Source organism: Sulfuricurvum sp. RIFOXYD12_FULL_44_77, assembly GCF_001830725.1.
GTDB lineage: Bacteria > Campylobacterota > Campylobacteria > Campylobacterales > Sulfurimonadaceae > Sulfuricurvum > Sulfuricurvum kujiense_A.
On the sequence record NZ_MIBU01000152.1, the window covers coordinates 1 to 5,716 of the forward strand.

7 protein-coding genes are annotated in these 5,716 nt (G+C 45.1%); 1 reads left to right on the forward strand and 6 read right to left on the reverse strand.

Annotated features, from left to right (window positions below; genetic code table 11):
• The 4 genes from A2517_RS06325 to A2517_RS06340 all read right to left on the reverse strand — a co-directional run.
• Positions 1-404, reverse strand: a 404-nt coding sequence (locus A2517_RS06325) for a hypothetical protein (RefSeq protein WP_294895230.1), incomplete at its 3' end; no start/stop codon positions are given.
• Positions 367-1,035 (reverse strand): response regulator transcription factor, encoded by a 669-nt coding sequence (locus A2517_RS06330; protein WP_294895232.1) that lies wholly within the window; start codon positions 1,033-1,035, stop codon positions 367-369. The genes A2517_RS06330 and A2517_RS06325, both read right to left, overlap by 38 nt.
• Positions 1,032-2,318, reverse strand: a complete 1,287-nt coding sequence (locus tag A2517_RS06335; RefSeq protein WP_294895234.1) for a Na+/H+ antiporter NhaC family protein — start codon at positions 2,316-2,318, stop codon at positions 1,032-1,034. The genes A2517_RS06330 and A2517_RS06335 overlap by 4 nt, the downstream gene beginning before the upstream one ends.
• Before the next feature lie 96 nt (positions 2,319-2,414).
• The gene (locus A2517_RS06340; protein ID WP_294895236.1) at positions 2,415-3,038 is read right to left on the reverse strand and encodes an acyl-CoA acyltransferase; all 624 of its coding nucleotides are present in this window, start codon (positions 3,036-3,038) and stop codon (positions 2,415-2,417) included.
• 69 nt (positions 3,039-3,107) lie between these two features.
• Between A2517_RS06340 and A2517_RS06345 the strand changes: the two genes are divergently transcribed.
• On the forward strand, positions 3,108-3,788 hold the full coding sequence (locus tag A2517_RS06345) for a L,D-transpeptidase family protein (RefSeq protein WP_294895238.1): 681 nt from the start codon (positions 3,108-3,110) through the stop codon (positions 3,786-3,788).
• 6 nt (positions 3,789-3,794) lie between these two features.
• On the opposite strand, the gene A2517_RS06350 is transcribed toward A2517_RS06345, so the two are convergent.
• The gene (locus tag A2517_RS06350) at positions 3,795-4,814 is read right to left on the reverse strand and encodes a cytochrome-c peroxidase (RefSeq protein ID WP_294895240.1); all 1,020 of its coding nucleotides are present in this window, start codon (positions 4,812-4,814) and stop codon (positions 3,795-3,797) included.
• 68 nt (positions 4,815-4,882) lie between these two features.
• A partial coding sequence (locus A2517_RS06355; RefSeq protein WP_294895242.1) for an ATP-dependent RecD-like DNA helicase occupies positions 4,883-5,716 on the reverse strand: 834 nt, incomplete at its 5' end.

A 5,716-nucleotide genomic window follows, 5' to 3' on the forward strand; every position in this document is an offset into this window, starting at 1 on the left:
AGATAGTATTCCCCTAAACCATAAGGGGAGAGGGCGACTATGAGATGAATATAGCCGTTATGAAGGGCGATATTTTCGCTGAAATCGTGATGTTTTTGATCCAGATTCCCGACGAGAAGATCTTTATCGTATCCGTATAGGGCCGTTTTATAGGCGAGATCGGTGGGAAATGTAACAAGGTCATGACCACTTTCCAGCCATGTTTTCAAGCGGGGGACATAGTTCTCGCTTTGAAGCTGCATCGCAAGGCGGTGAGAAGAGAGCATTTGGGCTTTCAGTGATTCGTAATAGAGGGTTGCCATTAGTGCCAAGATGAGAATGCTCATCACAGCATAGAGGGCTAAAAAACTTCGTAGTGTTCGGTATTTAGCGAAACTGATACCCGAGGCGCTTGTGGCTGACAATGGAATCCTTTCCGAGGAGTTTGCGGAGCGTTTTGATGTAGGTACGCAAACTTCCATCACTAGGTATTTCATCATAATCCCACAGATGCTCCAAAATCATTTCATGAGAGAGGAGCTGACCACGGTGTTGGATAAAGAGTTTGAGGAGCTTATGCTCTTTGAGTTGAAGATGTTGCGTTTCTCCGTTTAGGAGGAGTACCTGATTGTCACTATCGTAGGTCACCCCCTCTGCGAGTGTCAAAACATCGGTCGGATTATGGAAGAAATTTCGTTTTAGAATGGTTTGAATCCGCAGAAGCAGCTCTTTGAGGGCGAAGGGTTTGCGGATGTAATCATCTCCGCCACTTTCAAACCCCTCCTCGACATCACTCATAGCATTACGTGAGGTGATAAAAATAGCGGGGGTGACATTTCCCCCTTTTCGGCTTGCTTTGAGTAACGAAAATCCGTTCCCGTTCGGAACGTTTACATCGAGGAGGAGTAGGTCGAACTTTTGCTCGTAGAGGATATCTTCCGCTGCTGAGGCATCATAGACACACGTAACGCTATAGCCGCACCCCTCAAGGTATTCGCTGACACTCTCCGAGAGGTTCGGATCATCTTCGAGTAAAAGGAGGGAAGCTTTTGTCATGTGAGAAGGATTCCAACAGCGATAAAGAGAAGAAACGCTAAAAAAGCCGAGATTAATGCATACGGGAGTTGTGTCCGAACATGTTCCCCAACATCGCATCCGCTTGCCATAGAGGAGATGATCGTGGTGTCGGAGATGGGGGAGCAGTGATCACCGAAAACGCCTCCTGAGATGACGGCACCCATAGCGAGGGCTACCGGAGCATCAAGACCTACTGCGAGAGGAATGGCGATGGGGAGCATAATGCTAAATGTCCCCCAACTCGTTCCCGTGGCAAAGGCGATAATGGCGGCTAAGATAAAAATGGCTCCCGCCAGATATTTTGATGGGAGATAATCACCGATAAACGAGGCGAGATAGTGACCAACCTCCATGTCTGAACTCACCCCGCCGATTGCAAAAGCAAAGAGTAAGATCAAAGCTATCGGTGTGAGTGCTTTGGCTCCAATGAAGGTTGCATCGAAAAATTCTCTATTGCTCATAGTAGCTGTGAATCGATAATAGATCCACATTAGTGCTAGCGTGAGAGCGAGGGCATAAAAAATAGAACTTGATCCGGAGCCTTTGAGGATATTTCCGCCTCCGGTTAAGAGCATAAAGCCGACTACTCCCCCGACCATCCAGAGAATGGGCCATAAAAATAGACCAATATTTCTATTGTTTTCTTTGTATATAGTTGTCTCTTCGCCCAGTAGAGCATGACGCATAGGCCCTATATCAATTTCGTACCAGATGACGGCAAACGTAACGACCAGAGCGATATAGGCATAGAAGTTGTAAGCGATGGCACTGAGTAGCCATGCTCCCTCTTCCCCTGCGATGAGACCTGCTCCAATCTGCCCTCCGATAAGACCGAGTAACAATGCCCCCCATCCGTTGATTGTGATGATAGAGCAGACCGGTGCAGAGGTAGAATCACAGACAAAGGCAAGTTTCGCACGACTGATGCCATAGCGGTCACACAAAGGTTTTCCAACCGCGCCGGCTACTAAAGAGGTAATAGAGGATTCAATAAAGATAACAATACCGACAATAAAACTGGGGAGAAGCGCACCACGCTTGCTCCTTACAAGTGAACGTTTCACGCTAAGCTCATGGACAAGAGCGCCCACACCTCCACTTCGCTCGATGAGGGTCATGACGGAGCCTACCATAATGGCAAATGCGAGGGTTTTGAGTACCCACCCTTCACTCAGCAGGGCACTAAAGCGTTCCAGTATGAGAGTAAGAGTATTAAGAGGGTGAAAATCGGCAATGATGAACTCACCGATAATGACCGCCATGGCTAACGCGATAAAAACGGAACGGCTAAAGAGGGCGAGGAGAATAGCTATGAGGGGCGGGAGTAACCCTAAAATTCCATATTCGATAGAAGATCCTTATAAAATCATTTGAAGGCGCATAATACCGGCACAATCAAATTGTTCTTTATAATATTCGCTCCGTTTTTCATCGATAACATTAAAACCCAGCTTTTTGTAAATAAGTTCATTCTCCACCAACCCTATTTCGACAGAGGTTTGAACTTTACGATACCCTTTGAGCCGTGCAGTGAGCATACTTTTTCCGATCAGCTCTTTGTAGACGTCGATACTTTTAAATTCAGGTTTGACCAGCATAAAATCCAATACAAACGTTTTGTTATCCACATCAGCTTCACAGAGCAGATAGGCGGCAATACGTTCATGGTAGGTTTCATCAAATCCGATCTCTTCGAGTGCTTTGGAAAAAATTTCATGGGTTGCTATACGGGGTTCATAGCCGCAAATGGTTCCGGCAATCGTTCCATCTGAGAGGGCAATAAAAAAATTAGAGAAATGGCAATAGCTTTTGGTAGTTGTGAGGGCTAAGCGTTTTAGATTATTTAACAGAGCTTCATTCTCAGAGGTGTTGAAAACCAAATCGAACAAACCGATCTTCTTTCCTCCTCGTGAACTCTCCAGCAATGCTTGGGCAATAATGTCAATATCCGCCTCCGTTGCTTTACGAACCGTTATTGCCATTATTGCCTCACTCTTGCTATTTTCAATATGCTATACTACCTAACTTTAAAATAAACTAAGAGAAATGAGATGTTGAAAATAACTTTGCCCCTTTTCCTTTCATCCACACTCTCTATCGCGTTTGCTTCACAGCAATTAGTGGTGGTACTTTCGCCGGAACTCAATGCGACAAAAGGATCGATGCAGCGGTATGAGCGGCACGATCAATGGGTAAAAATCGGTGATAAAGTCCCCGTTACGTTGGGTCGAAGCGGTTTAGGATATAGTGCATTTAAAGAGCCTCTGAAAAATGAGGGAGATGGACGTTCACCCGCAGGAGTATTCCCGATAACCTCAACGTTCGGTTACGATCAGAATACGACGTTCAAGCTTCCCTACTGGCATGCAGATGAAAATCTCTATTGTGTGGATGATATCAATGATTCACGTTACAATAAAATACTCCGAATTTATGAAAAAAGCTCTCTCCCTCTCAGCTATGAGATAATGCGACGTCCTGATGGAGTCTATCGCTACGGAGCGGTGATAGGGTACAACGATTCGGGAGTAAAGGGGCGTGGTTCGTGTATCTTTATCCATCTCAACCAAAGTGATAAACGTCCTACATCGGGATGTACGGCTATGGATGAAGCACCACTGATAGAATTTCTAAACTGGTTAGACCCCGTAAAAAAGCCTCAGATTTTACAGATAATGAAGAGTGAATGTGGAAAATACCGGGAAGAATTTCCCGGTATCGACTGTGAGTAGATTTTTTTAATTATTAACAACGTCTACTTTAGGTGTTTTAGCGGTAGAAGCCGGAAGCATCGGATAGATAACCGTCGGTTTTTTACCTTCTAACGCTTTTAGGAACGTTTCGATCTCTTCCGTCTCTTTGTCATTCAAATCAACACCGAGTTGGATACGCCCCATCTCTTTGATCGCTTCGCTAAGGGTTGCCATTTGGCCATTGTGGAAATAGGGAGCCGTTTCGGTGACGTTACGGAGTGTCGGTACACGTACCATACCGTTTTTATCCCCTTTAAAATCACCCACATTCATATATTTATACGGAGCAACGGCACCGAATGCCTGCATCGTTCCACCGAGTGCGATATCATTATGACACGTAGCACACCCTTTATCGATAAAGGTTTTAAGCCCTTTTTGCTCTGCGGAGGTAAGCGCTTTTTTGTTTCCGTTCAAGAATGCATCGTAGCGTGATGGGGTAACGAGAGTACGCTCGAATACGGCAATCGTATCGGCCACTTTTTCAAAGGTTACTTTGACATCTTTGCCGTATGCTTTTTTGAAGGCGTTGACGTAAGCAGGGATAGAGTTAACAACACCCTCTACGAACTCTTTCGGAGCTGCCATTTCAGGTCCTGCTTGGATCGGTCCTTGGGCTTGGTTTTCGAGGTGAGGAGAACGTCCATCCCAAAATTGTTGGCTGTAGAATACGGCGTTGTAGACCGTAGGAGAGCTTAAATGGTGCGGATTAGAGGTCCATTTATGTCCGATAGCTGAAGCCATCCCATCGGTTCCACCGGTAGCGAGGTTATGACAGGTATTACAGCTAATCAAACCGCTTTTAGAGAGGCGTGGTTCAAAATAGAGCATTTTCCCCAGTTCTACTTTAGCCGCAGTGGTCGGATTTTTAGGGTTGGAGATGAGCTTTTCGAGTGCTTTTGCGTTAGATGGAATCGGTTTTAAACCGGCTGTTTTCGCCTCATCTGCAAGTGAAGCCCCCATAACGCTTGAAGCGAGGAGTGCGGAGATCATTAATGCTTTCATTGTGAATCCTTGTTGTTTATGGATTAGAACGGAAATTGTAGCACAAGTTAGCTAAAGGAAAATTTTTATCATTTAGTTAACTCAAGCTCTTGCATAACGGTGAAACGTCTGGAGTGTTCCAACCGTCGGCACGCCGATTCAAATGCCCCCGATTCCCCTACGACGATACAATGTTTTTTCGCCCGAGTCAGAGCGGTATAGAGGAGTTTGGTATTGAGCATTATATGGTGTGAAAAACTCATAATCATTACAACCCGCTCGTACTCCATCCCTTGCACTTTATGGACGCTCAGTGCATAAGAGAGGCTGAGGTAATCACTGATTTGATCATATTTATAATGGACAATAAGCTCTTCATTCGGATAATAGACATAACAGAGCTCATCCTCTTCATCAAGGCGAAAAATGAGTCCGCACATTCCATTGAAAATTCGCCGCTCACTCGGATCACACGACTCTTTAAACTCTTCGGGGGTGGTTGATGGGAGATTCTCATTTTTAGTGTGAACCACTTTATCCATTAGACGAAACTCCCCTTTAAATGTTTTGACCAATTTTTTGGGGTTGGGATTAAAATACTCTTGTAAAAGAATATTGAGATTATCGACACCTAAAGCATTGGCACGCATCGGGGAGATCACCTGAAAAGCACTGAGGTATTCACGGATCGCTTTAGCATGAAGCTTTTTACGAGATTCGGGGAGATATTCGAGTGTCACGGAAGCAACAGCGGCGAGGGTATTGTGCGCATGGGTTTTAAGTACCTCTTCAAACTCATTCGCACTAAGGGAGTTTTTCAGAGCGTGTCGATTGGGAATCTCCACCGCATGAAAAGTAAAATCCTCATAGTTTTCTTGATACTGAGGAATGATCCCTCGACGAATATCGTTAGCGATCAAGGC

Coding starts and splice junctions, on each gene's coding strand:
- A2517_RS06330 (WP_294895232.1), bottom strand. CDS start 1,035: ATGACAAAAGCTTCCCTCCTTTTACTCGAAGATGATCCGAACCTCTCG.
- A2517_RS06335 (WP_294895234.1), bottom strand. CDS start 2,318: ATGGCGGTCATTATCGGTGAGTTCATCATTGCCGATTTTCACCCTCTT.
- A2517_RS06340 (WP_294895236.1), bottom strand. CDS start 3,038: ATGGCAATAACGGTTCGTAAAGCAACGGAGGCGGATATTGACATTATT.
- A2517_RS06345 (WP_294895238.1), top strand. CDS start 3,108: ATGTTGAAAATAACTTTGCCCCTTTTCCTTTCATCCACACTCTCTATC.
- A2517_RS06350 (WP_294895240.1), bottom strand. CDS start 4,814: ATGAAAGCATTAATGATCTCCGCACTCCTCGCTTCAAGCGTTATGGGG.